The 25,415-nt window shown below is 38.5% G+C and carries 39 protein-coding genes and 6 tRNA genes; 33 read left to right on the top strand and 12 right to left on the bottom strand.

Annotated features, from left to right (window positions below; translation table 11 throughout):
• The first annotated feature begins 8 nt into the window (after positions 1–8).
• From HMPREF1139_RS10880 to HMPREF1139_RS10850, 7 genes are all read left to right on the top strand, one after another.
• Positions 9–85: transfer RNA gene (locus HMPREF1139_RS10880), tRNA-Asp, on the top strand.
• A gap of 3 nt (positions 86–88) precedes the next feature.
• Positions 89–164 (top strand) — tRNA-Lys (locus tag HMPREF1139_RS10875).
• 16 nt (positions 165–180) lie between these two features.
• Positions 181–256 (top strand) — tRNA-Glu (locus HMPREF1139_RS10870).
• Between the two features lie 19 nt (positions 257–275).
• A tRNA-Val gene (locus HMPREF1139_RS10865) sits at positions 276–351 on the top strand.
• Positions 352–358: 7 nt separating this feature from the next.
• A tRNA-Asp gene (locus tag HMPREF1139_RS10860) sits at positions 359–435 on the top strand.
• Positions 436–488: 53 nt separating this feature from the next.
• Positions 489–564, top strand: a tRNA-Lys gene (locus HMPREF1139_RS10855).
• Between the two features lie 187 nt (positions 565–751).
• A complete protein-coding gene (locus tag HMPREF1139_RS10850; RefSeq protein WP_009651440.1) occupies positions 752–1,939 on the top strand; it encodes a tyrosine-type recombinase/integrase in 1,188 nt (395 codons plus the stop codon).
• 38 nt (positions 1,940–1,977) lie between these two features.
• On the opposite strand, the gene HMPREF1139_RS11130 is transcribed toward HMPREF1139_RS10850, so the two are convergent.
• The 11 genes from HMPREF1139_RS11130 to HMPREF1139_RS10800 form a co-directional block, all read right to left on the bottom strand.
• Positions 1,978–2,670, bottom strand: coding sequence for an antA/AntB antirepressor family protein (locus HMPREF1139_RS11130; protein WP_009651337.1), 693 nt, complete (start codon positions 2,668–2,670; stop codon positions 1,978–1,980).
• A gap of 11 nt (positions 2,671–2,681) precedes the next feature.
• Positions 2,682–3,155, bottom strand: a complete 474-nt coding sequence (gene ssb, locus HMPREF1139_RS10840; RefSeq protein ID WP_009651240.1) for a single-stranded DNA-binding protein — start codon at positions 3,153–3,155, stop codon at positions 2,682–2,684.
• Positions 3,148–3,387: a hypothetical protein gene (locus HMPREF1139_RS10835; RefSeq protein ID WP_009651107.1), complete on the bottom strand. Its 240-nt coding sequence runs from the start codon at positions 3,385–3,387 to the stop codon at positions 3,148–3,150. The genes ssb and HMPREF1139_RS10835 overlap by 8 nt, the downstream gene beginning before the upstream one ends.
• Positions 3,388–3,535: 148 nt before the next feature.
• Positions 3,536–4,939, bottom strand: coding sequence for a DEAD/DEAH box helicase (locus tag HMPREF1139_RS10830; RefSeq protein WP_009651451.1), 1,404 nt, complete (start codon positions 4,937–4,939; stop codon positions 3,536–3,538).
• A 13-nt stretch (positions 4,940–4,952) separates the two neighbouring features.
• A complete protein-coding gene (locus tag HMPREF1139_RS10825) occupies positions 4,953–5,231 on the bottom strand; it encodes a hypothetical protein (protein WP_009651394.1) in 279 nt (92 codons plus the stop codon).
• Positions 5,232–5,240: 9 nt separating this feature from the next.
• Positions 5,241–6,176 carry a DNA-methyltransferase gene (locus HMPREF1139_RS10820; RefSeq protein WP_009651355.1) on the bottom strand — a complete coding sequence of 312 codons (936 nt, stop codon included), beginning with the start codon at positions 6,174–6,176 and terminating at the stop codon, positions 5,241–5,243.
• A 1-nt stretch (position 6,177) separates the two neighbouring features.
• Positions 6,178–6,360, bottom strand: a complete 183-nt coding sequence (locus tag HMPREF1139_RS10815) for a helix-turn-helix transcriptional regulator (RefSeq protein ID WP_009651366.1) — start codon at positions 6,358–6,360, stop codon at positions 6,178–6,180.
• Positions 6,357–6,833, bottom strand: a complete 477-nt coding sequence (locus HMPREF1139_RS10810) for a DUF4406 domain-containing protein (protein ID WP_009651356.1) — start codon at positions 6,831–6,833, stop codon at positions 6,357–6,359. The genes HMPREF1139_RS10815 and HMPREF1139_RS10810 overlap by 4 nt, the downstream gene beginning before the upstream one ends.
• 11 nt (positions 6,834–6,844) lie before the next feature.
• Positions 6,845–7,759, bottom strand: coding sequence for a hypothetical protein (locus HMPREF1139_RS10805; protein ID WP_009651250.1), 915 nt, complete (start codon positions 7,757–7,759; stop codon positions 6,845–6,847).
• 80 nt (positions 7,760–7,839) lie between these two features.
• Complete coding sequence (locus HMPREF1139_RS12010; RefSeq protein ID WP_009651201.1) at positions 7,840–7,968, bottom strand: hypothetical protein; 129 nt, start codon at positions 7,966–7,968, stop codon at positions 7,840–7,842.
• Positions 7,969–7,979: 11 nt separating this feature from the next.
• Complete coding sequence (locus HMPREF1139_RS10800) at positions 7,980–8,207, bottom strand: hypothetical protein (RefSeq protein ID WP_009651111.1); 228 nt, start codon at positions 8,205–8,207, stop codon at positions 7,980–7,982.
• A 156-nt stretch (positions 8,208–8,363) separates the two neighbouring features.
• On the opposite strand from HMPREF1139_RS10800, the gene HMPREF1139_RS10795 reads away from it, so the two are divergent.
• The 15 genes from HMPREF1139_RS10795 to HMPREF1139_RS10725 all read left to right on the top strand — a co-directional run bounded on the left by HMPREF1139_RS10795 (position 8,364) and on the right by HMPREF1139_RS10725 (position 18,775).
• Complete coding sequence (locus tag HMPREF1139_RS10795; protein ID WP_009651287.1) at positions 8,364–8,996, top strand: LexA family transcriptional regulator; 633 nt, start codon at positions 8,364–8,366, stop codon at positions 8,994–8,996.
• 10 nt (positions 8,997–9,006) lie between these two features.
• Complete coding sequence (locus tag HMPREF1139_RS10790; protein ID WP_009651235.1) at positions 9,007–9,573, top strand: hypothetical protein; 567 nt, start codon at positions 9,007–9,009, stop codon at positions 9,571–9,573.
• A 2-nt stretch (positions 9,574–9,575) separates the two neighbouring features.
• Positions 9,576–9,779, top strand: coding sequence for an excalibur calcium-binding domain-containing protein (locus HMPREF1139_RS10785; RefSeq protein WP_009651136.1), 204 nt, complete (start codon positions 9,576–9,578; stop codon positions 9,777–9,779).
• Positions 9,780–9,797: 18 nt separating this feature from the next.
• Positions 9,798–10,310 carry a hypothetical protein gene (locus HMPREF1139_RS10780; RefSeq protein ID WP_009651477.1) on the top strand — a complete coding sequence of 171 codons (513 nt, stop codon included), beginning with the start codon at positions 9,798–9,800 and terminating at the stop codon, positions 10,308–10,310.
• 520 nt (positions 10,311–10,830) lie between these two features.
• Positions 10,831–12,549: a phage terminase large subunit family protein gene (locus HMPREF1139_RS10775; protein WP_009651139.1), complete on the top strand. Its 1,719-nt coding sequence runs from the start codon at positions 10,831–10,833 to the stop codon at positions 12,547–12,549.
• On the top strand, positions 12,536–12,796 hold the full coding sequence (locus tag HMPREF1139_RS10770; protein ID WP_009651219.1) for a hypothetical protein: 261 nt from the start codon (positions 12,536–12,538) through the stop codon (positions 12,794–12,796). The genes HMPREF1139_RS10775 and HMPREF1139_RS10770 overlap by 14 nt, the downstream gene beginning before the upstream one ends.
• Positions 12,787–13,233 (top strand): DUF1441 family protein, encoded by a 447-nt coding sequence (locus HMPREF1139_RS10765; protein ID WP_009651110.1) that lies wholly within the window; start codon positions 12,787–12,789, stop codon positions 13,231–13,233. Before HMPREF1139_RS10770 ends, HMPREF1139_RS10765 begins: the two co-directional genes overlap by 10 nt.
• An 86-nt stretch (positions 13,234–13,319) precedes the next feature.
• On the top strand, positions 13,320–13,550 hold the full coding sequence (locus HMPREF1139_RS10760; protein WP_009651168.1) for a hypothetical protein: 231 nt from the start codon (positions 13,320–13,322) through the stop codon (positions 13,548–13,550).
• Complete coding sequence (locus tag HMPREF1139_RS10755) at positions 13,550–14,953, top strand: phage portal protein (protein WP_009651327.1); 1,404 nt, start codon at positions 13,550–13,552, stop codon at positions 14,951–14,953. Before HMPREF1139_RS10760 ends, HMPREF1139_RS10755 begins: the two co-directional genes overlap by 1 nt.
• On the top strand, positions 14,928–16,631 hold the full coding sequence (locus HMPREF1139_RS10750) for a phage major capsid protein (RefSeq protein ID WP_009651148.1): 1,704 nt from the start codon (positions 14,928–14,930) through the stop codon (positions 16,629–16,631). The genes HMPREF1139_RS10755 and HMPREF1139_RS10750 overlap by 26 nt, the downstream gene beginning before the upstream one ends.
• Positions 16,632–16,654: 23 nt before the next feature.
• On the top strand, positions 16,655–17,185 hold the full coding sequence (locus HMPREF1139_RS10745; protein WP_232209624.1) for a putative peptidoglycan-binding domain-containing protein: 531 nt from the start codon (positions 16,655–16,657) through the stop codon (positions 17,183–17,185).
• Positions 17,186–17,197: 12 nt separating this feature from the next.
• Positions 17,198–17,488, top strand: coding sequence for a hypothetical protein (locus HMPREF1139_RS10740; RefSeq protein WP_009651502.1), 291 nt, complete (start codon positions 17,198–17,200; stop codon positions 17,486–17,488).
• 2 nt (positions 17,489–17,490) lie between these two features.
• A complete protein-coding gene (locus tag HMPREF1139_RS10735) occupies positions 17,491–17,778 on the top strand; it encodes a hypothetical protein (RefSeq protein WP_009651203.1) in 288 nt (95 codons plus the stop codon).
• A gap of 2 nt (positions 17,779–17,780) precedes the next feature.
• Positions 17,781–18,167 carry a hypothetical protein gene (locus HMPREF1139_RS10730; RefSeq protein ID WP_009651449.1) on the top strand — a complete coding sequence of 129 codons (387 nt, stop codon included), beginning with the start codon at positions 17,781–17,783 and terminating at the stop codon, positions 18,165–18,167.
• Positions 18,155–18,775: a phage baseplate assembly protein V gene (locus HMPREF1139_RS10725; RefSeq protein ID WP_034966515.1), complete on the top strand. Its 621-nt coding sequence runs from the start codon at positions 18,155–18,157 to the stop codon at positions 18,773–18,775. The genes HMPREF1139_RS10730 and HMPREF1139_RS10725 overlap by 13 nt, the downstream gene beginning before the upstream one ends.
• On the opposite strand, the gene HMPREF1139_RS10720 is transcribed toward HMPREF1139_RS10725, so the two are convergent.
• Positions 18,761–19,219, bottom strand: a complete 459-nt coding sequence (locus HMPREF1139_RS10720; RefSeq protein WP_009651409.1) for a thermonuclease family protein — start codon at positions 19,217–19,219, stop codon at positions 18,761–18,763. The two genes, HMPREF1139_RS10725 and HMPREF1139_RS10720, sit on opposite strands and share 15 nt — an antisense overlap.
• 63 nt (positions 19,220–19,282) lie before the next feature.
• Here HMPREF1139_RS10720 and HMPREF1139_RS10715 point away from each other — a divergent pair, with 63 nt between their 5' ends.
• The 11 genes from HMPREF1139_RS10715 to HMPREF1139_RS10670 all read left to right on the top strand — a co-directional run bounded on the left by HMPREF1139_RS10715 (position 19,283) and on the right by HMPREF1139_RS10670 (position 25,411).
• Positions 19,283–19,564, top strand: coding sequence for a GPW/gp25 family protein (locus HMPREF1139_RS10715; protein WP_009651380.1), 282 nt, complete (start codon positions 19,283–19,285; stop codon positions 19,562–19,564).
• A complete protein-coding gene (locus HMPREF1139_RS10710) occupies positions 19,561–20,601 on the top strand; it encodes a baseplate J/gp47 family protein (RefSeq protein ID WP_009651346.1) in 1,041 nt (346 codons plus the stop codon). Before HMPREF1139_RS10715 ends, HMPREF1139_RS10710 begins: the two co-directional genes overlap by 4 nt.
• Positions 20,594–21,205: a phage tail protein gene (locus tag HMPREF1139_RS10705; RefSeq protein WP_009651213.1), complete on the top strand. Its 612-nt coding sequence runs from the start codon at positions 20,594–20,596 to the stop codon at positions 21,203–21,205. The genes HMPREF1139_RS10710 and HMPREF1139_RS10705 overlap by 8 nt, the downstream gene beginning before the upstream one ends.
• Positions 21,206–21,216: 11 nt before the next feature.
• Entirely contained in the window at positions 21,217–22,119 is a 903-nt protein-coding gene (locus HMPREF1139_RS10700) for a phage tail protein (protein ID WP_009651165.1), read from the top strand.
• Between the two features lie 13 nt (positions 22,120–22,132).
• Positions 22,133–22,447, top strand: a complete 315-nt coding sequence (locus HMPREF1139_RS10695; RefSeq protein WP_009651436.1) for a hypothetical protein — start codon at positions 22,133–22,135, stop codon at positions 22,445–22,447.
• On the top strand, positions 22,437–22,577 hold the full coding sequence (locus tag HMPREF1139_RS11775) for a hypothetical protein (protein WP_009651357.1): 141 nt from the start codon (positions 22,437–22,439) through the stop codon (positions 22,575–22,577). The genes HMPREF1139_RS10695 and HMPREF1139_RS11775 overlap by 11 nt, the downstream gene beginning before the upstream one ends.
• On the top strand, positions 22,577–23,203 hold the full coding sequence (locus HMPREF1139_RS10690) for a DUF7338 family protein (RefSeq protein WP_009651479.1): 627 nt from the start codon (positions 22,577–22,579) through the stop codon (positions 23,201–23,203). Before HMPREF1139_RS11775 ends, HMPREF1139_RS10690 begins: the two co-directional genes overlap by 1 nt.
• Positions 23,200–23,550, top strand: a complete 351-nt coding sequence (locus tag HMPREF1139_RS10685; RefSeq protein ID WP_009651455.1) for a hypothetical protein — start codon at positions 23,200–23,202, stop codon at positions 23,548–23,550. The genes HMPREF1139_RS10690 and HMPREF1139_RS10685 overlap by 4 nt, the downstream gene beginning before the upstream one ends.
• Entirely contained in the window at positions 23,531–23,779 is a 249-nt protein-coding gene (locus HMPREF1139_RS10680; RefSeq protein WP_009651282.1) for a hypothetical protein, read from the top strand. Before HMPREF1139_RS10685 ends, HMPREF1139_RS10680 begins: the two co-directional genes overlap by 20 nt.
• 97 nt (positions 23,780–23,876) lie before the next feature.
• Entirely contained in the window at positions 23,877–24,239 is a 363-nt protein-coding gene (locus tag HMPREF1139_RS10675) for a phage holin family protein (protein ID WP_009651376.1), read from the top strand.
• A 77-nt stretch (positions 24,240–24,316) separates the two neighbouring features.
• Positions 24,317–25,411, top strand: a complete 1,095-nt coding sequence (locus HMPREF1139_RS10670; RefSeq protein ID WP_009651260.1) for a hypothetical protein — start codon at positions 24,317–24,319, stop codon at positions 25,409–25,411.
• The last annotated feature ends 4 nt before the right edge of the window (positions 25,412–25,415 follow it).

Below are 25,415 nucleotides of genomic sequence, written 5' to 3'. Positions count from 1 at the left end.
ATTTAGGTGCAGCGGTAGTTCAGCTGGTTAGAATGCCGCCCTGTCACGGCGGAGGTCGCGGGTTCGAGCCCCGTCCGCTGCGCCACTCGTCTTGCTAGCTCAGTCGGTAGAGCATCTCACTTTTAATGAGGGGGTCGTTGGTTCGAATCCAACGCAGGACACCATTTTTTGGGTTTTTTTGACCCTTTCGTCTAGTGGCTCAGGACTCTACTTTCTCTGTGTAGAAACAGAGGTTCAAATCCTCTAAGGGTCGCCAGATATTTAAAATTTTGATAGGTCGCTTAGCTCAGTTGGTAGAGCGCCACCCTTACAAGGTGGATGTCATAAGTTCGAGTCTTATAGCGACCACCATTTAGGTGCAGCGGTAGTTCAGCTGGTTAGAATGCCGCCCTGTCACGGCGGAGGTCGCGGGTTCGAGCCCCGTCCGCTGCGCCATTGCCTTAGTTTAAGGCTTTTTGACTTTATATTGTAGTATCATTCAAACGGTTGCCTCGTTAGCTCAGTTGGTAGAGCATATCACTCTTAATGATGGGGTCGTAGGTTCGAGACCTACACGGGGCACCACTAACCTATATCTTAAAAAATCAAAAAACATATAAGAGTATATAAAAGCACCTAGAGAAAGGGCTTTTATATGTGTAGTTAAACATACAACAACATATAATAATATATATAAAAATCCTTGCAAATAATTATTTTTTACGGAACAATTACGGAGTAAGAGAAAAATGATAAAAGGAGCTCCGTAAAAATGCCAAAAATACCTAAGCCACTAAGCGATATGGAGATAAGATCGCTAAAACCTAAAGATAAAATTTATAAAAAATGTGATGGTAAAGGGCTATATATTTTTATCAATCCAGACGGACGCAAATATTTTGCACTCGAGTATAAAAGCCCAATAGATCAAAAAATAAAGCGCATAAATTTAGGCGAGTACCCCAAATTTACCCTAGCGATGGCAAGAGATGAGCGCTTTAAGATCGAGCAAAAGACGAGAGAGGGTATCGACATCAAAGCAAACGCCCAAAAAGACAAACAGGCAAATTTTAAAGTAATTACGCAAAAATGGCTAGATGTAAAATCCGCAAGCGTAACAAAGCAGACATTAAGTAGGGATATTAGACTACTTGAGACGCATATATACCCTTATTTTGAAAATTTGGACATAAGGAATATAAGTGTAGATGATGTGATAAATGTTTTAAAGCGAGTTGAGGGCAAAGGGCTACTTGATGGTACAAGGCGGCTATATTCATTTTTAAATCAAATTTGGCAGTCTGCCTATAATATCACGCCTAACAATATCATCGCAAGCATCAACTACAAATTTACATTTAAAAAACAAAAAGGGAATAACTACGCTACACTAACAAAAAAGGCAGACATTAAGGCGCTTTGGCATGGCTGTGACGAATATAACGGCGACGTGCGAACAAAATATGCATTAAAGCTTGCAATACTTACGGCTTTGCGCCCATTTAATATTAGATCGATGAGGTGGGAGTATATCGACTTTGAGCGAGAGACTTTAAAAATACCTGCTGGCGACATGAAAATGAGAGATGAATTTACGTTGCCACTATCAAAGCAGGTGGTAAATTTATTAAGAGAGTATCAAGGGCTAAGGCTTAGCAAAATTTATCTTTTTAGTGCCTTGCAAAGCGAGGATCGATATATGAGCGAAAACACGCTTAACGTGGCGCTTAGGCGGATGGGGTTTAGCAAAGACGAGATAGTATCGCACGGATTTCGTGCTATGTTTAGCACCATTTGCAACGAGTATATTGATGAACATGGATTAAATTTTGACATCATTGAGAAGTGTCTGGCTCATAAAGGCAACAATAAGATACGAAATACATATAATCATGCTGGCAACTTAACGCAAATGCGTAAGCTTATGCAGTGGTGGGCGGATTTTCTAGATAGTCTTTGAGTTATGGCAAAGGGCGACTACAAAATCGCCCCTTAAATTTAGGCAACGTTAAAAATTTGCCTTAATATCTCAACGCTATAAGTGTTTATTCTGCCGTATCGCGGATCGATCACCGCACCCATAAATGCTCCCTGCTCGTCGCTCATCTTTTTAGCCTTTTTGCCTAAACTTGGGATGTGATGCCCTTTTTGGCTGATGCCGTATAAATTCATAAATGCAATTATCGTCATATAGTTGTCGTTGTTTAAAATTCGGTTGATATTGTGCTTTGCTTTTAGTTGCTCTTTATGAATTTCATTCGTCTTATTTTCTAGCTCGTGTATTTTTCTATCCTGCTCTTTTAGATAGTTTAGTTGGATTTGCAGATAGTCGAGCTGACTAACGGCGATCTTATCTTTTTTGTAGGCCTTTTCAACTTCGATAAAGTAGCGCCTTACTTGTTTGCCTTTTTCGTTTCGCTCCAGCATCGCTATCTCTTTTGCAATGTCGGTTGTTAGGATATACTCGGTTATTATGCTTGCCTTTTTGCCGTACTCTGTGATCGTTTCTCTTTTTTGAGAAACGATTATATAATCGGCATTCAAGACCGCATCCGTCTCATCTAATCGCCTTTTGATCCAGTCTGCAAATTTAGTCTCGCTTTCTAAAACTTCGTGTAAATCTCTAGCGCTTACCGAATTTACTTCGGCATTGTTTATCATAGTTTGATTAATCGCGATAATCTCATTCATTTTTACACCTCTTAAAATGGTATCTCTTGGCTATCATAAGCGATATAATCGCTCTCTATCTCTGGCACGTCGCTATATTGTGGCTCGCTTTTGCGTTGAGCAACTTGGCTTTGCTGCGATGCGTTGCTAACTTGATATGTGTTGCTTTTTTGTGGCTCGCTGTCTTTGATGCCCAGCATCTCCATACTCTCTACGTTTATGCTATGCTTTGAGCGGTTTTGTCCGTTTTGATCCGTCCATTGCTCAAATTTAAGCCTCCCATCAACTAGTAACTTTGATCCTTTTCGTAGATATTGATTAGCTATTTCAGCACTTTTGCCAAAAAAATTAATATCAATAAAACAAGTGTCCTCTCTCTTTTCGCCATTTATGCTAAATTTATGAGTGGTGGCGATCGCACTTTTTCCGATCGCTGATCCACTTTGTGTATAACGTAAGTCTATATCTCTAGTTAAATGGCCGACTATAATAATCTTATTAAACATTTTTAGCCCTCATTTCGCTTAAATTTACTCCTTTTAGGATTTGTAAGGCCAGACTCTCTTTGCCTGCAAATTTCTCTTTTAGTTTTGTATCAAGTACGCTTAGCCAGTACTCGTCAAGCTTTTTATTAAACTCCGCTATTACCTCATTTTTAGGGCGTAGCACCTTGACGTCTAGCGTTCGATCTACTTTTTTGCGTTTTTGAAAAAACGCCACTGCGTCGTCAAAAGTCATTTGACACCTCCAAATCGTATTTAATCCAAGCAATCTACTACTTTACCGACAACTTTTGAGACGATAAAGCCGTCACAGCTAACATAGTAAAACTTTCTCCAGTATCTCGCCTTTTGTCCATCAATAAATCCATACATTGTTGATCCTTTTATGATGCGTGATTTAAAAATTTAGGTAAAGCCATCTTTAAATTTGGCTTGTACTCTGTTTTGTTTTGTGTGATCTGCTTTATCTCATCAAGCACCAGCGCGCGAGTTTCATCTATCACGCTGCTGACCATTTTTAAAAATTCGTCCTCTTTTCGCTTGATATTTGATAAAACGTTGATCTCTGCCTCGCTTGTCACTATGTAGCAATCAACTTCTTTTTTCTGCCCATATCTATAGACACGGCGCAGAGCTTGAAAAAATCCCTCAAAGCTATCGCTAAGGCTTGCAAATATTACGTTTTTGCAGTATTTTTGCCAATTCATGCCAAAGCCTGCGATCTTTGGCTTTGTGATGAGTACTCTTATTTTGCCATTTGCAAAGTCACTCATCATCTTGGCTTTATACTCGTCAGTGTCGCTACCCTTGATCTCGACTGCACCAGCTATTAGATCCTTTAATAATTTACCCTCGTCGTTTAACTCACACCATATAAGATAGTTTTCGTCGCTATTATTTACTATTTTGGCGACCGCCTCGCATCTATCCTCTAGGCTCTCTTTTTTTGCCTCTCGTCTCTCGCTTAGGGTTTGTGCTGATGTTGCAAAAAGTGAAGTTTTTGGCTTGTGCTCGACTTCGATATGGTGCATTTTTATGGGCGGTAGTTTAAATTTAGCGTCCTCATCAAGGCTATATCCTAGATCGCTAGGCTTTGTGAAAAACGCACTCCAAGAGCTTACAAAGCGCCAAAACGGCTTTTGTGCATGACCTTTTAATATCCATTTTGATGTGTCGCTACCATCGTGAATAAAGTAGGTCGCCAGCATCTCGCTAAGGCTCATCACGTTTAAAAACTCAGTATGGTTGCCTAGCTCGGTATAGTCATTTGGCGACGGCGTGGCACTGCAAGCAAGCTTATAAGGCGTATGCTTAAAGCCATCTATGATAATATCTCTACTCTTTGATGTGTAGCTTTTTATGCGACTACTCTCATCAAGCACGACGCCTATAAATCCATCTAGGTTAAATTTATCTAACTTTTCGTAGTTTGTGATATTTAAGCCGTTTATAACGTCCTCGTTACTCTCGCAAAATTTAACATCATAACCTAAAAGCTCTTTGATCTCGTCGATGCTTTGGTGGGCTACCGCTAAAGGGGCGATGATAAGTACTGGCTTGCGCTCTTTTTGCCACACTCTATAAGCCCACTCGCCTTGCATGGCTGTTTTACCGCTGCCAGTCATCGCAAATATTGCAAAATGCCCTTTTTTAAGGGCTAAATATACTAAATCCTTTTGATACTCAAAGAGCGAACTATGTAAATCCTCTCTTTTTATATCCACGCTTTTAAAATTTATCTTTTTCTCTTTTGTCTTTAAAAAGTTTTCATAGCTCAAAATGTCCATTTTTTGTCCTTTTTTAGTGCAAACAACTTTTAAAAAAATCAGGCAGTGATCTAATCTCGCCCCCATCAACTATCAAATCTCTAATCTCAAAATGCTCTTTTATGCTAAGTGACTTCATTAGCTTTGAGATAGTCACTGTCCTCGTAAATTCATAATCTTTTTTTAATAGGTCCATCTCTTTTTTGCCAAGCCTTGACAAGAAAAAAGACTTATTTATTGCCAAGAACTTCTTAATATCGTCTTTGCACGCCTCTTTTGCTTTTTGTCTATATGGCTCAAATTTATCATTCATATTAAGCCCCTAGAATAAGCTTTGCTCGCCACGCTCACGGAGTGCAAGCTCGCAATTTTTACGAGCAACATTAAAATAAGAGCTTTTTAGCTCGATCCCTAAGCCTCTACGCCTCATTTTTAGAGCTTGATAAACTTCTGAACCGATGCCAAGAAACGGAGTAAATACGATGTCATTTTCATTACTCCAAAGCTGTAAAGCACGCTCGATAACGTCAAGCTGCAAAGGGCAAATATGTTTTTCGTCGTTATCGTCTCGGCTGCCTTTTAGCGATAGAGTGTTAGACTGATTTATATCCATCCACACTGGGCTAGCATATCTTTGCCACACTTCGATGCTGCCTCGGTTGAGGTTGCCTTTAGTCTCGTCAAATTTAGTCGTTATCGGTGCGCCGTCTCCTGCGTAGTGATCAAAGCCACCGCTTATCGGCTCGGCGTTATCGCCTGGTTTTCTCATCGTTACTAAATAATCGGCTATGCCTTGCCTACACATCGCACTATCTTTTACGACTTGCTTATGCAGTAGTCCGAGCGCCTTAGTACGTTGTTGCGCCACAACTGGATCTTTCCAAATGCACACCTCAGAGTGAAAAATAAATCCCACGCTCTCAAAAAGTTTTATAAGCTCGCCTCTAAAATCACGGATGCCGATATAGCCATCCTTAAATTTAGAGTATGGTAAATTCATGCAGTGAAAACTCATCAAGCGACCATTTTTAAGCACCCTATAAAGCTCACTAGCCAAAAACTCAAAATGCACCATAAACTCGCCTTTGTCCGAGTTGCCCATATCACGATCCGAGTTTGAATAAGTATAAAGGCTATCAAATGGCGGACTATAAATGATATAATGCACGCTCTCATCATCAAAGCCCTTTATCACCTCGCAACTATCGCCGTTATAAATAGCGTAGTCGTCGCTTATGACTTGATCTAAAACGTCCATCTTATGCCCCTTTGCTCTTTATAAGCTCTAAAATCTCATCACGATCAACAAAAACACTTCTAGCAGTTACGGCGTAGCGCTTTATGATGCCTTTTTGTGCCCATTTTTTGATTGTTATGATGCTTAAATTTAGCATCGCAGCCGCGTCCTTGTAGCTAATATAATTTATTTTTTCTAGTTTCATATCTCATCCTTTAAAAATCGCTCTTTAACTCCTAAATTCTCAAAAACTACACAGATATGATTAGCTTTTGCGAATTCGTACTCCTCTTTTATCCCTTTGCTTTTGTCGTTAAAAAGCACGTCGGCGATAAAAAGAAAATCGCACTTTTTAAGCTCGTTAAAGCACATTTTCATAGCCTCATCGCGGCTTATGTTAAGCTCGCCAAATTCTAAAACTGGCACAAAGAAGCTAAATTTTGAGCTAAAGATATGATTAGCCCTATCTTGTGCTTTGCTCGCTAAATAAAAGGCGTCGCCCACGCTAAAGCCTGCATTTAGCACCGTATCGTAAGGGCTTGCGACATATACTCTAAGTGTTTTATCTGCTTTCATCGCATAAGCCTCCCTTAAATGCCTAATAGAGGGGTAACCCTCAACTAAATTTCTCAGCTCATCCTTGCTAAATGCAAATGCCGCTTTTTGTGTCTTATACATACTCTGCCTTTTTATGCGGATTTTGTAAAAGATAAATGACGTCTATTATCCTTTAAAAACTCCACTTGCTCGCCAAGCACACCAATATCCACGCCGTAAGGATAGGCGTTATCGGTTAGTCGGTTGATCATCTCATCCATCACGGCCACATACTCCGCCAAGCGGTCATATTCTGCGTGGTCGATAAATTTATCTTTGAGCTTAAATGTAAGCTCTAGTCTGTGCCATCCTTTTAAGCTCTCGTCTAGCTTTTGATGGTGGTAGTTTGTTTGTTTTTCAAATTTGTCATAAAAACAAATCTTTTTTAGGCCATAAAAACGCTCATAACACTCGTTTTCATATATAGTTGTTTTGTAGCTTATAAACTTGCCGCCAAAACGAGTAAAACGCTTTGCAAACCACTCTTTTGAGCTTGACCCTGCCTGCTCGTCGCACTTAAAGTCGTGTGCTATGTCAAATTCATAGGGCTTAAAACGCCTTAGAAATTTACTTAGCACCTTATAAGTCTCTTTAAAAATTTCACGGCTTGGCTGGTAAAGTCCTGCAAAGACTACTTTTATATAGTAGCCGTAAGGTTTTTTACGCTTTTTACAAAGATCATTTAGCTCGTTTGAATTCTCAATTACGATCATCGAGTTAGTTAAACTTGTAACGCCTCTTTTAAAGCTCACATAGCGGATCTTATACTTCACATCATCAGGCAATAAAAGCGCCTCATCTGGTCTATCTTTTTTATATTTTTCTTTGACGTAAGTCGTAATCGCTTTATTTCTGTTGATGTTTCTTAGTCTTGTATTTAGCTCTATCTTTTTCATAAATTTTAAAAAGCTCGACTTAGAGAGAATGAAGCGATAAGCATCGATGCCAGTGCTAAACTCGACTTTTAGCCCTTTAGCATTTTTAACACTCTTAAATTTAGTATCCATATCGCCTCATTTTTTTAAAATCTTTTAAAAACTCAAAATCAAAGCCGTAATACAAAGCAAAAATAAAAGCAAATCCATCATTAATCCCTTTTTGCCTTTTTTATGCCCCTAAAGTTGCCATCTTTTGTCAGCTCGACCTCATAGCCAAGCGCCGCCATCGCCTCGATAAAGGCTAAAATTTCGCCTATATTTCTATCTTTTTGGCTCATCTGTTGTCCTTTTAGCTTGCTTTGTTTTTATTTAGATAGATAGTGCCTGCACACGTGCCATCGCCTACTTTGGCGTTTGATGCACTTCGCCAGTCGATACCATCGCTTTCTAGTATTTTTGCATTTGCCTTACTCACATATCCGCCACTAAGTGCGTAATAAGCTATTCCCCTCATCTCGCAATAAGCCTTTAGCGTCCATCTTGTTTTGTCGTATATAAGTTGCGCTAGTGTTTTCATCTTACACCTCTTGTTTTGTCTTTTTGTTTAGCGTCTTGTTTCTCATCATTTTTTACCCTCTTTTGCTATAATTGTTTTATTGATGAGTGAATTATATGACAAATGAGTAGATTTGTCAAGATATAAAATAAAATTTTGAGTAGAAAAGAGTAAAAGATGATAAATGAAGCTAAACAAATGCTTGATAAATGGCTATTAGAGCAGAATTTAAAAACTTATAAAGAGTTGGCGGATTTTTTAGGAGTGGCACAAAATACGCTAGATGTGTGGAAACAAAGAGGCAAAATACCTGAAAAGAATATACTCAAATATACACATTTAGCATCTAGTGACGAAACGAGTACATCAAGCGAGTTAATAGATACACCAAATTTAAAACCCTATAACATCAAAAAGATAACCGCCTATAAAGCAAGCGCAGGCGGTGGCAATGAGATCGACGACATCAAGGCTTACGAGACTGGCGAGCTAATGCCAATCGCTAAGGCATTTTTTAAAACACCGCCTAAAAAAGAGCTAAATGCCATCGAGATAAGTGGCGAGAGTATGATGCCGATGCTGCACGATGGCGACTGGGTTATTTTTTGCGATGATGGTGAGTTTAGAGGCGATGGGCTTTATGTCGTAAATTTTAGCGGCCAGCTAATGGCAAAAGTGCTGCAACTAAGCCCAAAAGGTGAGCTAAAGATCATCTCGGTTAATCCAAATTTCGCAAGCTATGAGATCGATATAAACGAAACACAAGAACATTTTAGGATCATAGGCAAAGTGATAAAAAGCATAGTTTAAAGGAGTGAAAATGAAAAAGATAGTTTATGCAGTGTTGGCGTCGGCTGTGCTTGCTTTTGGCGCAAGCGAGGATAGTGCAAAAAGCCTAACAATGGAGTTTTTAAAGGCAGTGCAAAAGCCATATAAAGAATTTATGGATAAATGTTTAGGTGGCAAAATGCCAGATATGCAAGCAATGAGAGATGCAAAATGTGGGCTTTTCGATGATGGCAGAGACTACTCATACTATAAAAAACTCAGTGGCAAGATCAAATTTGGCGACAACAAAATAGAGGATATGCAAGAGTTGGATACCAACTATAACGAAGCAATGAGCACACTAGCCGATAGAGTGGCAAACCTAAAAGCAGCCAACCCAACAAAAGCCCAAAATATAGATGCAAACTTAAAATTTGTCAATAAAGTGGTGGATATAAAAGAGGAAGACGGCGAAACAAAAGTTTATTATAGTTTATCAAATTTACAAGAGCTTATAAAGATGTATAACTTAGGAATATACACAGAGGAGATACTTTATGATGGCATTTTGTCTTTAGAATGTGGGGATGGCAAATGTAAGATATTGCCTCAAAACTAAAAATGAAAAATCTATTTTTGATTTTACTTTTGGCGGTGGTAGCGATCGCCGCCGATAAATTTGACTGCTCGAAGCGATATTGTAAGCAGATGACTAGCTGCGCCGAAGCCTACCACTATCTAAAAGAGTGCGGCCGCAGTAGCTTTGACCGAGACGGCGACGGCGTGCCGTGTGAGAATGTATGTAAAGGCGCTAAAAAGAAATAAAATTTTAGGAGGCAAACAATGGATCAACAAACTGGCACATCACTTGCAACAACAATAATAACATCATTTATGTCACTCCTTGCAGTGGCTGTGAGTTTTTATACTGCTTATAATGTAAAAAATATTGAACGAGAAAAAAGTAAGCTAAAAAAAGTAGAGATACTTTTTAATATGCAAGTAAAGGCGGCAAGGGAATTTAATAAGATATATCACGAGTTTAGCCCATTAAATTTAGGTGACGTGCATGATGGCGAATTTTATGGTAAAACGCAATGGGAACAGATAAGATCAAGAATATCAAAGTATCAAGCAGATTATGCATATTTGTTTGATGATGATGAAATAATAAAAAAAATAGAAAATATAATGTTATCGTTAGATTTTGTAACACAAGAGTATGCGTACTACGAAGAAAAAGATCCAAGTACGGCACGCGATATAGAAGAATATAAATATATAGATACATTAAAATTAATAGCAGAGGCGAATGGCCTAATAAAAAAATATATGTTTAAGGAGTTAAAAAAATAACATAAAAACGGCCAATCTCCGACAAATATGCCGTATATTTTGGCTTAATCTCCGCTGAATATCCAAGGTAAATCTATGTTAAAAAAAGATCAATAACCGCCGATCACACCGATACACTTACACACTCCTACAAACACCGCTTAAGCATCAATTAAAAATCCAATCTCTTAATAGTGGCGAAAGAGAGTAAAAAATTCTCATGGGTCCTTCTCAAAGCATATTTTTAGATGCGGTGGCAAACCGCGAAAAAAAGAGGGTTGTAAGCGTTTTTTAGGGACTTCGTTATCGTTTTTTTATTAAAAATGGTTATTTTTTATAAAAAAAGTGTATCTTTCTTAAATAAATATAAAAAATGTGATGTTTTTTAATAATAAAATAAAAAGAAGTTTAAAAATAAAAAATAAAAGTTAGCTTAAAAATAGTTGGTTTTATTTGCAAAATAACGCAATAAAGGATATAATAAGCTCGTTATCGGTTATCACTTCAAAAGCCCCTTTTTTAAAATTTACAAATAAAATCAATGAGTAAAATTATAGAAATCTTTGCAAAATCCATTTTTATAAAGCCTCGCTTAAATTTACTAGAGTGGGCGGAGCGATATAGATTTTTGAGTAAAGAAAGCTCATCAAGTTTTGGCAAATTTAAAGCCTTTTCTTATCAACGTGAGCCTATGATCGAAATTTCAAATCCAAAACGTGAAAAGATTATTTTGCTTTGGGCGTCACAGCTGGGCAAGAGCGAGCTAATAAATAATGTTTTGGGCTACTACATCCACCAAGAGCCAAGCACTATTTTGTTTATGCTGCCTAACAAAGACGATGCAGAGGACTACTCAAAGAGGCGTTTAGCCCCTATGTTTCGAGATACGCACGAGCTAAGCGAACTAATAAACGCAAATGATGCAAACAATACAATACTTATAAAGAATTTTAGGGGCGGAAATTTAGCCCTAGTTGGATCAAATTCGCCATCAAAGCTAGCTAGTAAACCTATAAAAGTTTTGCTAGTCGATGAGGCGGATCGCTGCGAGGCCACAAAAGAGGGCGACAGCATAGAGTTAGCGCAAAGGCGGACGGCTACATTTTACGATCGCAAAATAGTCATAAGCTCAACGCCTACCATTTCAGGCGCTAGCACGATAGAGAGGGAATTTATAAATTCCGATCAAAGGCTATTTTTTGTAAAGTGCCCATTTTGCCAACACGAGCAAAAGCTAATATTTGAGCGTATCGTATATGAGCTAGATGAACACAAAGAGCTAATAAACGAAAGCGTAAAATATCAATGCAGCGAGTGCGGTAGCTTGCTAAGCGAGCAGGACAAGAACGAAGCCGTAAAAAATGGCCGATGGATCGCACAAAATCCAAAATCAAAAATAGCAGGCTTTTTCTTAAATGCCATATATAGCCCTTTTTACAAAATGAGCGAGATCGTTAAAACCTATCTTGACACCAAGGGCGACGAGCTAAAAATTCAAACGTTTAAAAACACGATCGAGGCGCTAGCATATGAGCCACCAAATACAAGCTTTAACGAAAATGAACTACTGGATAGAGTAGAGGACTATAACGATCAAAATTTGCCGCAAAATGTAAGCTTTGTAACGGCTGGCGTGGATATACAAGGAAACCGCGTTGAGGTTATTTTTATAGGTTGGTGCAAAGGTTACGAGGCCTACAATATCGACTATAAGCAAATTTATGGCAACACCGATCAAGATGAAGTTTGGCAAAAGCTTTTTAGAGAGCTTAAGCGCAAATTTAAAAGAGAGGATGGGAAAATCCTAAGCACTACTTTATCGCTAATTGATAGTGGCTTTAACTCCAGCCGAGTTTATGATTTTGTGAGCTTAGCGCCAAATTTCATAGCCTCAAAAGGTGCAAGTGAGGCGAGCCAAAAAGTAGAGTTTTTAAATAAAGTGAGAGTGATAAAAAAGGGAGTTAGGCTTATAAATATAGGCACTTTTAAAGGCAAAAGCGAGTTTTTTAGGTTGCTAAGTATAAAAGATCACGGCGAGGGGTATTTGCACTATAACAGAAATTTTACAAATGAATTCTTTTTGCAGCTAACGGCCGAGAAGCTGCAAGAGGTAAAAAACAAAAGGGGCTACACCAAACTGCAATACGTTAAAACTAGGGAAAGAAACGAGGCTCTAGACATCACAATACTAGCTTACGCAGGGGCGAAGCTAATAAAAAATGAGCTAAGACGAAAAAGGATTAAAAATGCAAATTCATAAAAAAGTGCTAATTAAAAAGACAAGATATGATCTAAATATGAGTGTAGAAAACGCATCGAAATTTGAACAGCTTTGTGAGGCCTATGAGATGAAAAAATCGGATATGGCGGATTATATTATAGAGAGCTTTTGCAAAGGAAATCCACGCTATAACCAATATTTAATAAATTTAGGGGTTGCAAAAAAGAAACTACAACAAAAAGCCGAGCAAGATATGAGCCTTTTTGAGGGGGCGATATGCAAGTAAGTACAAAGGAGCTAAGCAACGCACTAGGGCTAACCGATAGGCGAGTGCAGGAGTTAGAGAGCGAGGGCATTATAAGAAAGCTCGAGCGCAATAAATGGGACTTGACAGCTTGCATTGATGACTATATAAGCTACAAAATAAAGCTTGCCACTCAAAGCTTTGAGCTAAGCGAGGCTAGGGCAAAAAAAGAGTTAGCCGATGCGGAGCTAAAAGAGCTAAGGCTCGCCAAAGAAAAGGGCGAAGTAATAGCCATTGATAGGCTAGAAAAAGATTTAAGCGACATAGCCGCTGCCGTATCAAATAAGCTTTACTCGCTGCCAAATAAGCTAAAGCGCAGCATCGATCTAAGCGATGATGTAGAAAATGCGATCAATAATGAGGTTGAGAGCATATTAAACGAACTAAAAGACACTAAAATTTATAAAGATTTTTCTTAACTCTCAAAAATACATTTTACTCACTTGTAAAAAAACTTTTATTTTTTTTCTAAAATCAAGCAAAAAAGAAAAAGGGCTAAACGCTAATGACGACACAAGAGAGAATTTTGCTAATCGATAGAGCGATCGATGATGTCTTAGATAACCTCAAAGACGGCATTGAGATAAAAGAGTACTGGATCGATAATTTAAAAGTTGTCAAGCGCAGCCCACTTGAACTTATAAGCGAACTAAGAAAGATAAGAGCCAGCATCATAAAAGACGCACAAAAAGCAAAAGCGACTAGCAAAACTTACATTTTTGGGGATAGGTATTAATGAAGCGAAAAACAAAGCAAAATTTATCTAAAAACATATCTATGAAGCCAAAGATAAATTTTTTCAAATATCCAAGCTTAGAACCAAACCGCATAAATTCATATGAGATAAGCCAACTGCTGCGAAACCAAGACATCGACAAAGTAAGCGCAAAGCTAAGAAAGCAAGCACGTAGTATAAGCACGTCAGTATCTCTAACTAGCGGATTTTTTGAAACGCTAAGCAGTGAAATTTACGGCGAGCAAGGATTTATCCTCGACATCACGACGCCAAAGAAAAATTTAAACCAAGCCGTGCAAAGGTCATTTTTTGAGTGGGAACATATATGCTGCGAATATGGCATTTATGATTTTGGCGACTATGAGGAGATGATTTTAACGGCTCTTTATCGTGACGGCGAGGCGTTTATCAAGCTACATAAGGGCGACGAGCTAAAGATCGAGCTAATCGACGCTGAAGACATAGACAACGACCTAACCAATGAGGGCAAGCATATATATTACGGCATAGAATACGACGCCGAGCGTGAGATGACACCAAAAGCATACTACCGCTTGCTAAAAAACGGCAAATATGAAGTGATCCCAGCCGATGAGATCATACATATTAAAAAAGCCTCATTATCAAAACAAAAAAGAGGCATAAGCAAGCTAGCAAGCGCAATCTTTGATACTCACAGCAAAGACAAGCTAAAAAAAGCCGAACTAGACCGCGCAAGACTTGCGAGCGAGCTAACTGGATTTTTCACGCACAAAGATGAAAGCTCAGTACTTGGCAATATAGAGTACGCCGACGATGGCGAGATAAGACAAAAAGAGATAAATTTGCCTGAAAGCGTGCAGACTGGCACATTTACATTTTTAGAGGACGGGATAACGCCTCAATTTGTAGAGCCGCACAATCCAATCAATATGGAGTATTTTTTAAAAAGCACCGATAGGGACGTGGCACGATCGCTTGGGCTTAGCTACTCCACATATACTGGGGATTTAAGAGATGTAAATTATAGCTCGATACGTCAAGGCACGATCGCAGAACGCCGAAATTTTAGGCGAATACAAAATTTTATAAAGCGGAAATTTCACGATGAGATTTTTAAAAAATGGCTAGAGTGCGAGCTATTAGCAGGGCGCATCAAGCCAGGCGACTACAAGCAACTAATAGGGCATTTTACGTTTAAGACGCAGGGGTGGGAGTATATCGACCCAGTAAAAGAGGTAAATGCAAACAAGATCGCCATTAGCGCAGGGTTTAAGACAATAACCGAAGTCTTAAGAGAGAAGGGGGTTGAGCTTGACGACTTTATGGATGAGCTAGAAAAAGAGAAAGAATTAGTAGAAAAATTAAGAGAAATTAAAATTTTAAAAGGAGAAATTGATGAACAAGATCAATCTACAAAATGAGGATTTATCCAAATTTAGAGCCGTTTTAGCAGACAATGCGATAAACGACGAGCAAAAAACTATTAGTTTTTTGGCTCTTAGTCACAACAATCTACACAAACGCAGCTCATTTTTTGGTGACGAATATTATCTAAGCGTGGATTTAAGCAGTGTTACATTTGAAGCTACGACGCTTTATTTAGACCATGACGTAAGTTTTGAAAACGCTATCGGAAAGATCATAGATACAAAGCTAGATGATAAGGGCTTTAAAGTTATAGTGCAATTTAATGATGAGGTAAGCCAAAGTCGCGAAGCATATGCAAAATTTAAAGCAGGCTTTAGCGATAGTGTGAGTGTAGGGTTTAAAACATATGAACTAAAAGAGCGTGAGCAAATTGGCGGAGTAGAGCATTATGAAATAGTAAATGGCGTTATAAATGAGCTTAGCGCGGTGTGGCAAGGAGCAGATCCAAACGCAAAAGTAGCAAATTTTGCAAAAGAGCAAGAAAAACCAAAACTAGCAGAACAAGAGATGCAAAAAGAGGATGAAAATACGGAATTTAAAGCTGAAAAAAAAGACGAAACAAAAGAGATTATCGAGTTAGCCGAAATTTTAGGCAAGCACGCTGAAGCGATAGAGGCGATCAAAAACAAGATGAGTTTTAACGAATTTAGCAAAAAGATAAAAGAACAACAACAAAAAACCAACGACATAAAGGAGTTTAACATTATGAAAAGAGAAAACACACAAGACTTTAGCCTCGCTAAAATTATCCTAAGCGCAGGGAACACCACTGCCGATCTTGGCTTTGAAGTAGAAAACTACTTCAATAAAAGCAATGGCCGCTTTATTTTGCCATCTGATTTTGGCGCAAGATTTAGCGATGCTATCACAACGACTACAAAGGCAGCAGGCGCGATCTCGACTGATTTTAGAGATGATTTGCTAATAGAGGAAGTAAAAGCAGAAAGCCCACTTTTAGGCGAATGTACTTGGCTTGACGGCTTAAGCCAAAGAGTGGAAATTCCACGTAACAACTCAAATATTACGGCGGATTTTGTAGAGGAGGGGCAAAGCAGAGATAGCGAAAATCTAGCATTTGACAAGATCATACTCGAGCCTCATACTTTGCTCGCAACTATCCGCATAACTCGCACAATGATGAATATGTCGGCTTTTGGCCTTGAAAGCTTTGCATATAAAGCGATGAAATTTGCGATCCGCAAAAAACTAGAGGAAGCGATACTATACGGCAAAGGCGTAATAAAAGGCGTTTTTGAGACTAGCGGAGTGCCAAGCATCGCAGGCTATCTAACAGCTCCAAATTTAGAAAAGACTTTAAGCTTTGGCGATATGCTAGAAAACAACAACGGCAACATTGCAAACGCAAAATTTGCGCTAAAAAATAGCGATGTTAGCAAGCTAAAAGCCACACAAAGGGGAGTTTCAAATGAGAAAATGCTAATCGAGGAGCTAGGCAACTTACAAGGTTACCCATACTTTACAACGCAGCTAATTAAAAGCGGTGATGTTGTTTTTGGCGACTTTAAAGACATCTTTATCGGATCATTTAAGGGCATTGAGCTACTAACTCATAATGAGCGCGGTGGTGACGTGATACTTGAGCTTTATCTTGACGTAGATGCCAAGCTGGCACGTGAAAAATCATTTGTAATTTCAAAGACAAGTGCATAAAAATGTCAAATTTTGCTAAGTCTATGCAAATATTAATGAGGCTTGAATTTAATAATCCAAGCCTCGCATTGCATAAGAACGAAACCGAAGCAGGGCTAACATTTATGGGCATTTATGAGTGTGCGCATCCTGATTTTAAAGGATGGGATATTATAAAACAAGTACTAAAAGGTAAAAGCCTAAAAGATGCTAGCACCATACTTTATGGTAATAGCGATCTTGTGGGCTTTGTTTTTGAGTTTTACAAAAAAGAGTTTTGGGATAAGATGCGACTTGATGAGGTAGAAAGCGATTTAAAGGCTAGTGAGTTATTTTGTTTTGGCGTAAATGTAGGCACAAAAGCGGCCATAAAACTTACTCAAACGATGCTAAATGTAGCAGTTGATGGGGTTATGGGCACTCAAACGTTAAAGGCGTTAAACGCATACGACGAGGACAAATTTAACACTGATTTTGATAGCTACGAGATCGCATACTATGCAAGTTTAGTTAGCAAAAATCCAAAGCTTAAAATTTATGCTAACGGCTGGAAAAATAGGGCGCTAGCAATATAAAAAAGGGTAAAAATGAAATATAAAATTCTTTACAGCACGAGAATATCAACAAAAAACTATAAGGCAGGCGACGAGATAGAATTCGCAGAGGGCACGGACGAGCTTTTTATAAAAAGGCTCATTGACATTAAGTGTATCGAGCCAGTAGCAGGTAGTGAAAAGCCAAAAGAGCCTAAAAATCAAAGAGGCACAAACGTAAAAGAGCAAGAGAAACAAGGCAAAAAACAAGAAAAACAAGGCAAAAAACAAGCAGTCGAAAGCGATGATGATTTAGGTGTTGATCTGGACGACATCGAGGAGTAAAAATGCTTAATATGCAGATGGTAAAAAGAGATGTTAAAAGCCTTTTTGCAAAGACAAATGCCACTTTGATAAAGGGCGATATAGCGCAAAATTGTCACTTTAATAAATATACAAAAGTGATCTTTGACGATGGGGCAGTAGCGACGCAAACAACGGCGCTAATCAAAGATGACGAGGGCATAAAGCTAAGAGTAAAAGATGAGGTAACGATAAACGAACAAAGATATATCATTACCAAAATCGAGCTTGAAAACCAAGTCACAAAACGGCTATATTTAAAAGAGGCCTAAAAATGCAAAGAGAAACAATTATTAACGATCTTTTTACCCTGCTTAAGCCGCTTTGCGAAAATGTGGAGCTTTTTTTAACCCCAGCTTTTGAGCGTAAAGACCTGCCTATTATCATCATAAAAGACACCGACGACACCATAGAAAACGATGCTTTTATAAGCATTTCACACGCCCTAAGTGTTGAAATAAGGATGATAACTGCAAAATATAACGCATCAAATGAGATAATAAAATCCGTTTTGAGTGCGCTAAATAAGTATAAAAGTAAATTTTTAAAGATAGAACAAACAAGCCTAAACCGCGAGAGCTTTGAGTTATACGATGATGAATATATACTAAGCACGATCACACTAAAAATTTATTATAAAAGTGGGATATGGGAAGCATGAGAGAGCTATTTTTAGGCAAAATATGCGAGGTTAAAAACGATCTTGTAAGGGTTGATTATTTAGGCACTATAACGCCCTTGATACCCTACATGCAATTTGCAAATTCATACAAAAGAAGCTTTACACCGCCACGAGTTGATGAGCAGGTTATGCTAGTCGATTTTGGTGGAGCAAAGATCGCAATAGGCAGCTTTTTAAATTCAGATTTTAGCGCACCAAGCGGCGCAGGCACGACAAAAGAGATAAGCCAGTACGAGGATGGCACAATAATAAGTTATGATACTTCAAGCTCAACGCTTGAAATCATAAATCCAAAAGTGATAAATATAGTGGTGCAAAACGATATAAACGTAACTTGCAAAAACGCAATTTTAACCGCTCAAAAAACCACCATCAAAAGCCCTAACGTGCAAATTTTAGGCAACACAAATATACAAGGTGCGATCACCACATCAGGAGACGGCGGCGGAAGTGGCGAATTTAGCATAAATGGCAATTTAAAAATAAAAGGAAATTTAACTACAACTGGCAACATAACCGACGCAAGGGGCGATCTAACTGGTCACAGCCACAATGATACCGACGGCGGCAGATCATTGCCTAGATAATTTTTTGAGCTTTCTAAAATCAGATGGGCGAACTATGTTTTTATCAATCCAAAGCCCTTTTTTGAGTGATCGCGCGCTTTGCTGAAAAGTAATATAATCTTTTGAAAATTTATCATACGCCCACGCATAGCCATCGATAACCATTTGAGCATTTATATCTTGATCACCATTATACAAAACAGCTAAAGTGCGCCCATATTTGTCTTTGCCTCTTGCATTGATATTTAATGATTTGTTTGAAATTAGATCGATTAGGTGGCGTTTAGATGCCTTGCCAAATGGTTGCTTTAGCTCTGGTGCATCAATGCCATAAAGACGAATTTTAATCTTTTCTTTTTTGCTCGTTAATGCGGTGATAGTATCGCCATCATAAATTTTAATAATTTTAACTGGATCGGCGAATGAAATAGATATAAAAAGCAAAAATATATAAAAAATTCTCATTTAGTCCCCTTGTAAATTTTTATTTATGCCATTTTATACAATAAAAGCAAAAAAAGGGCAAAAATGCACCAAATCGAAGTAGAGGAAAATTTAAGGCGTATTTTTATCACGAATAAATATACAAAGACCTTACGCCCTCTTTTTGGACTTGATAGGCATATAGACAAAAGCGCCGATCTCTATAACCTACTGGCGCTAAAAGAGGATATAACTGAGCAGATCAAAAAGCACGAGCCACGCATACAGACTGACAGCATAAGCTTTGAGGACGATAACGGCTCGATCATCTGCGAAATATCATACACACAAGACAAAGAAACTAAATTTTTAAAGCTGAATATATGAAAGTGCCAAATTTTATAAAACCACTCGATATAGACAAAGAGCGAAAAGCTATCATAAGCGAGTTTAAAACAAAGAGCGGAAAGCTAGACTATATCCCACTAATAGGGGATGATTATATGACGCTTATTGATATATTTTTATTTAAACTTAACAACTTTATAGAACTTACAAATGTTAAAATTTCTCAAAATTACCTACTTTTCAGCAAAGGCGAGTATCTCGATGAACTTGTGAAACTAATCGGCATAAAGCGAAATGAAGAAATAAAGCCGATCGCAAAGGTTGAAATAAAAGTAAATAGCTCAACATTTCTAAGCAAAGACACTAAATTTACAGACACAAAAGGACATTTTGCATATCTGCTAAAAGATACTTTTATAAACGATACATCGGTAGTGCAGATCGAAGCGGCAGACTATTTTAAAGAGCCATACGAGACCACGACACTCGAAATACCAAACATCTACATAAGCGAAATAAATATAAAAGAGCCATTTAGTGGCTTTAAAGCACGCGAAAGCGATGATGAGTTAAGAGAGCGATTTTTACTTGCACTTCATCGCTTTAGCACGGCTGGCAGCGAAAAAGCATATCTTTTTCACGTTTTAAGCGTCGAGGGGATAAACAAAGCTAATGTATATCAAGTAAGCGCTGGCGTGGTGCAAGTAGTATATCTATCTAAATTTGAACCTCAAATCGCCAAAGAAAAGATAAAAGAGGCACTAAAAGACAAAATCCCACTAACTGATGATGTTCGCATAAAAGAGGCGAATAAAATCAATCTTGATCTCGTCATCGAGATAGCACCAAGAGAGAATTTTATATTTAATGAAATTTTGGCGAACGCAGACACAAGGCTAAAAGAGTTTTTTAGCACGCTAAAGATCGAGCAAACGCCGCATATTTCGCAGATCATAGAAGTAGCTTTTGATGAGAATACGGCATCCGTTGAGGTTAAAACGCCTATGCCAAGAGCCGATCGAGATAGCATTATTGTGTTAAATTCACTTCAAATCAATAAGGCTAACAATGCTTGATTTAAGAGCCTATAATGATGTGCTTTTTAGGGTCGATGAGGTCTTTGGCTCAAAGATGGATGAATACTTAGCCTTTGATGAGCGATTTTTTTATAACCAAACCGACGTAAATAGAGCGTATTTAGCCCATCAATTTGATACCGAGCCAAAAAGCCTAAGTATCGAGGAAACAAAAGAGCTACTAAAAGCACCGCTAAAAACCTATTTTTTTGAGGGGACGAGCGAGAGCTTAGAAACTGGACTAAAGGCATATTATAGCGGTGCAAGTACGAAGCAGTGGAGCGAATACGGCGGCGAGCCTTATCATTTTAAGCTTATTTTGGACGCAAGCAAAGGACTAAGCAAGGAACAAGTAGCAAAGACCGATAAATTAATCAAAACATATAAAAACGTGCGTAGCGTATATGATGGAGCAAGCATAAAAGCGACTGCTAGCATAAATTTAAAAGCCTACTCTTACACATTTAGCGGAGAGAGCATAAGTGTAGATCCTTATGTAATATCAAATATAAACCAAAGAGCAAGCTTTAAAGCTGGTGCTACTACGCAGATAAACGAGATCATAAGCATACCAATCAATGCAACAAGAGTTTTAACAAGATAAAGGATGGATAAATGAAGCAATACACACTTTTAACAGCAAGTGGCATAAATAAGCTACTAAAAACCGCTAGCGATGGATCAAGGATCGCATTAAAAGAAGTTGTAGTAAGCGACTTTGAAGGAGAATTAAGCGAACAGACGACGTCAATACCAAATGAAAAGTATAGGGGTGCAATAAACGCCATAACTATAGACGAAAACGATAATAACATCCTCGACGTCGATGCCATCATACCGCCTGAAGTTGGCGGATTTTATATAAAAACGGCTGGAATATACTGTGATGATGGCTCGCTATTTGCAGTTGCACGCCTTGCAGATACCTATAAACCGCTTTTAAATGAGGGGTCAAGCAAAGACATCACATTAAATTTTAAACTTCAAATTTCAAACGCAAACGAGAGCATCATTTTAAAAGTCGATAACAACGTCGTACTTGCTACAAGAAAATGGAGTGACGCCACTTTTCTAAAAAAGACCGACAAGATAGACGCATACACAAAAAAAGAGAGCGACAATAAATTTGCTTTAATAACTAGCCTGCCAGAACTTGCCACCGAAACAAAAGCAGGCACCGTCAAAATCAAGAATTCGATCACCGGGCAGCAAGAAGACGTAGCCGTGAGCGAGAAAGCGGTCGCAGGCATAGCAAGTATCGGCATCAATCAAACATGGCAGGATGTGACGCAAGAGAGGCAAATTGGTATCACGTATACAAATACTACGGACAGACCTATCATGGTATCAATAACAACAAACGACAACCTAGCGGAGCTACTCGTAAATGGCATAAAAGCCGCGGTAGGAAACGATGGCTCAAATGCTCTCACTAGCCTTTGTGCCATCATCCCGAACAAAGCCACATATGTTCTCAAAGGCTCGACCACACTATATCACTGGGCCGAGCTTCGATAGAAAGGACAAACAAATGAAATATTTCAAAGATAAAAACAATCAAATCTACGCACTGGATGAGAAAGACGTAGCAGAATTTAAAAAATCAGAATGGATCGAAATTTCAAAAAAAGAAGTGGATGAGATACTCAATCCCGCACCAAATGAGGAGCAGATCAAGCAAAAAGAGCTAGCCGAGCTTGATGAACAGATCAAAGAGACCGAGGGCTACATCAGGCACGCACTTTTGATAGGTAATGATAATGTGCTTGACGAGCTAAGGGCTGAATACAAAGAGCTTCTAGCGCAAAAGGAAAATTTAGAAAAAGGAGAGAGCGATGAAAAATAAAATTAAACGTTGCAATATTTGTAGTAGCAAGCTAGACAAAAACGGCGAGTGCACTTGGAGCGAGTGTCCTAAGTGTCCAGCATACAAAGCAAAAGAGCAAGAAAAGCCAAAAGATAAAAAGGGTGAGTAATGTTTAAATTTAGAGAGATTTTACAACTTTTAGCCATTATCATTGTTGAGTTGCCACTTGAAATAGTTGGCTATATCGTTGTGCCGATAGCTCTGCTATTTTGCAACAAACAAAGCGAGCATTTGCCAAAGTGGGCTAGGTACTTCGAGGACGCAAACGACAACTATGACGGCGAAAACTCGGCGATAAACGGCGATAGTGGCTGGCGCAAAGAACACTACCCAAATGGCAAAAATAAGACATATTTTGCACGTCTTAGGTGGCTATATCGTAACCGCATAGGCTACTTTTCAAGCAGGATAAACGGAGTAAAAGTAAGCGAAATAGATCCGTCAAGCGTAAGAGTGCAAGGCAATCCAAAAGCCACAAGCAACGGCGGAGTGATAAGCGACTTTTGCAAAGTGACGCTAAAACTAAAAAACGGACGCTCACGTTTTGGGCTTTATAAAACTATCCGCTACAAAGGCTTTTTAAGTGGCTTTTATTGCCGTATCTATGTAGGTTGGAAATTGCTCGACGTAGCAGAGATGAACGAATACAACAAAGATACATTTATTCAGCCAGACGATAAAGAGTATCTTAAGAGCGTGTGGGCGATCAACCCATTTAAAAGGGTAAAAAGATGAACGATAAAATTTACGTTTTTATTATTTTTGGGCTTAGCTTTGCGTGCGGCGTGCTCTTTTGGCTAAATAGCAGGGCAGCCGACAAAATCGACGAGCTAACAACCAAGATAGCGCTAAAAGAGGCAAGCAATGCAGTAGTTGTTTCCAATTTGGAAACATGTAACGCAAAGATAGGGCTAACAAATGCGACAATAAAAGCCCTAAGTGTGCAAAGGCAGGACGAAAACAAAATAAAAGAGCGTATTGTAACTAGAGTTGAGCGTGTGGCAGTGCCTATCAAGGACGCCGCATGCGAGGAGAAATTAACCTTTTATGAAAGGCTACTCAATGAAGCTAATAGTAAGTAGTCTAATCTTGGCGTTTGTTTTAATCGGTTGTGGTGCAAAGCCTGAAGTGATCGTAAAAACACAATATCAAGATGTATATGTGCCAGTGGCGTGCATTGAAAAAATGCCAACAAAGCCAAAATTTAGCCCTGAAAATTTAGAAAGTGCAAAAGAGCTTATGGGCTATTTTTTGACGTGTGAAAAGCTACTCGAGGGATGCGTAAATGGAAGCGATCATAAAAAGAACTAAGAAATTTTGGCTAAATAAAATGGTTGTAATTGAAATAATCCTATCCGTCATAATAATGTACATTTTTACTTATAAATTTTAAAAAAAGAGGCGGATAATGGACGATCTTATAAATAAAGTAGGCATTTATTTTTGGGTTGTAGTTGTAGGCTTTCTAGGTGGAGCGCTAGGGTCTATAAACAACAAAGAACAAACCATAAACAGAGGGCGTAAAATATTAAATTTTATAGTTGGCACTATTAGCTCAGGCTTTATTTGCTGGATATTCTTTGAAATAACATCATTTTTTACAAATAATAATGATCGCTTTAGTCTTGCAGTCGGTGGCTTTTTTGCTTGGCGTGGCACAGCTTGGATATGTGCCATAGTTGATAAAGCGATTGATAAAAAAATAGAGAGCTTTAGCGGTGGCGGTTATGATGATTTTTCTACAAAACCGCCAAGAGATTTAAATTTTTAAAAAGCCCTTGTAAACAAAAAGAACACCTTTTAAATAAAATCACTTAAATTTAATAGCCAAAAAGAAAAGGAGCAAAAATGAGTGCAAAATTTGGCGTAAATGTTGAGTTATATAACGACTCGCTAGCACCATACAAGATAAACAATGAGCGACCTATCGCCATCATCGGCGATGATACAAAGCTAACTGCTGGACTATATCTATATAGTGATATATTAGAGGCGCTTAAAGAGGTAGGCGATGGAACGATAAAAGACACGCTAACCGATCTAAAAGCTACTGGACTGCACAATCAAATCGTACTTAGTGTTTTTAAAAAAGTTGGCGATCAAAATACTAACGAAACTGCATGCCAAAACGCCATCGATGAGCTAAAAAAATGCGAGGCCACGATCGGAACAAAGCCAAAATTCTTTTTAGCCGTCGGTTACAACGATAAAGGCACGCACGAGAAGCTAAAACAAGTCGCAGCATATCTGCGTGGAGTTTATGCGATTGAGCTAAACAAGACAAAAGAGAGTGAGATAAATACGACATTGCAAGAATACAGCACCAAAACAGCGATCATCACATATCAAAAAGTGATAAGAGTTGATAAGGTTGTCCGCCCTGCTAGTGCGTTTTTGATAGCACTTTATGCAAAAACTATGGCAGAAACCGAGTATGGCTTTTCGCAAACTTACTCAAATAGGGTTATTGACGGCGTTATCGGCATTCAGGATAAAGTAGAGCTAATACAAGGTGAGGATTGCGAAGCGGACAGACTAAGAGGCAAAGGCATAAGCCTTATAATCGCCGATGATGGAATAAGAGCGTGGGGAGGCGAAACTTGTAATGATGACTTATTTAGCTCGATACATACTTATGTTATTTTTTATACCGCCATAGATACTATTTTCAAAGCTCAAAAAACGGCTATCGATAAGAGAATGCGCGACGTACTCAAAAATGTAGTTGATAGTTTAGAAGCATTTTATCTAAGGCTTACGGCCAATAATGTAGTAGTAGGCTTTGAGATAACAGTGCCAAAAGAGCTAAACTCAAACGAGACTATAAGCGAGGGCATAGTCTATATTAAACATAACGTACAAGAAATGCCGCTAATAAAACGCATAGTCAATAGAATTTACCGAGTAACAGACTACTCACAAAAACTAATAGAGGAATTATAAGGGG

Origin of the sequence: Campylobacter sp. FOBRC14 (genome assembly GCF_000287855.1) — a bacterium.
GTDB classification, from domain to species: domain Bacteria; phylum Campylobacterota; class Campylobacteria; order Campylobacterales; family Campylobacteraceae; genus Campylobacter_A; species Campylobacter_A curvus.
Note: the sequence above shows the minus strand (reverse complement) of the source record. Positions and strands in the feature narration are given on the sequence as shown.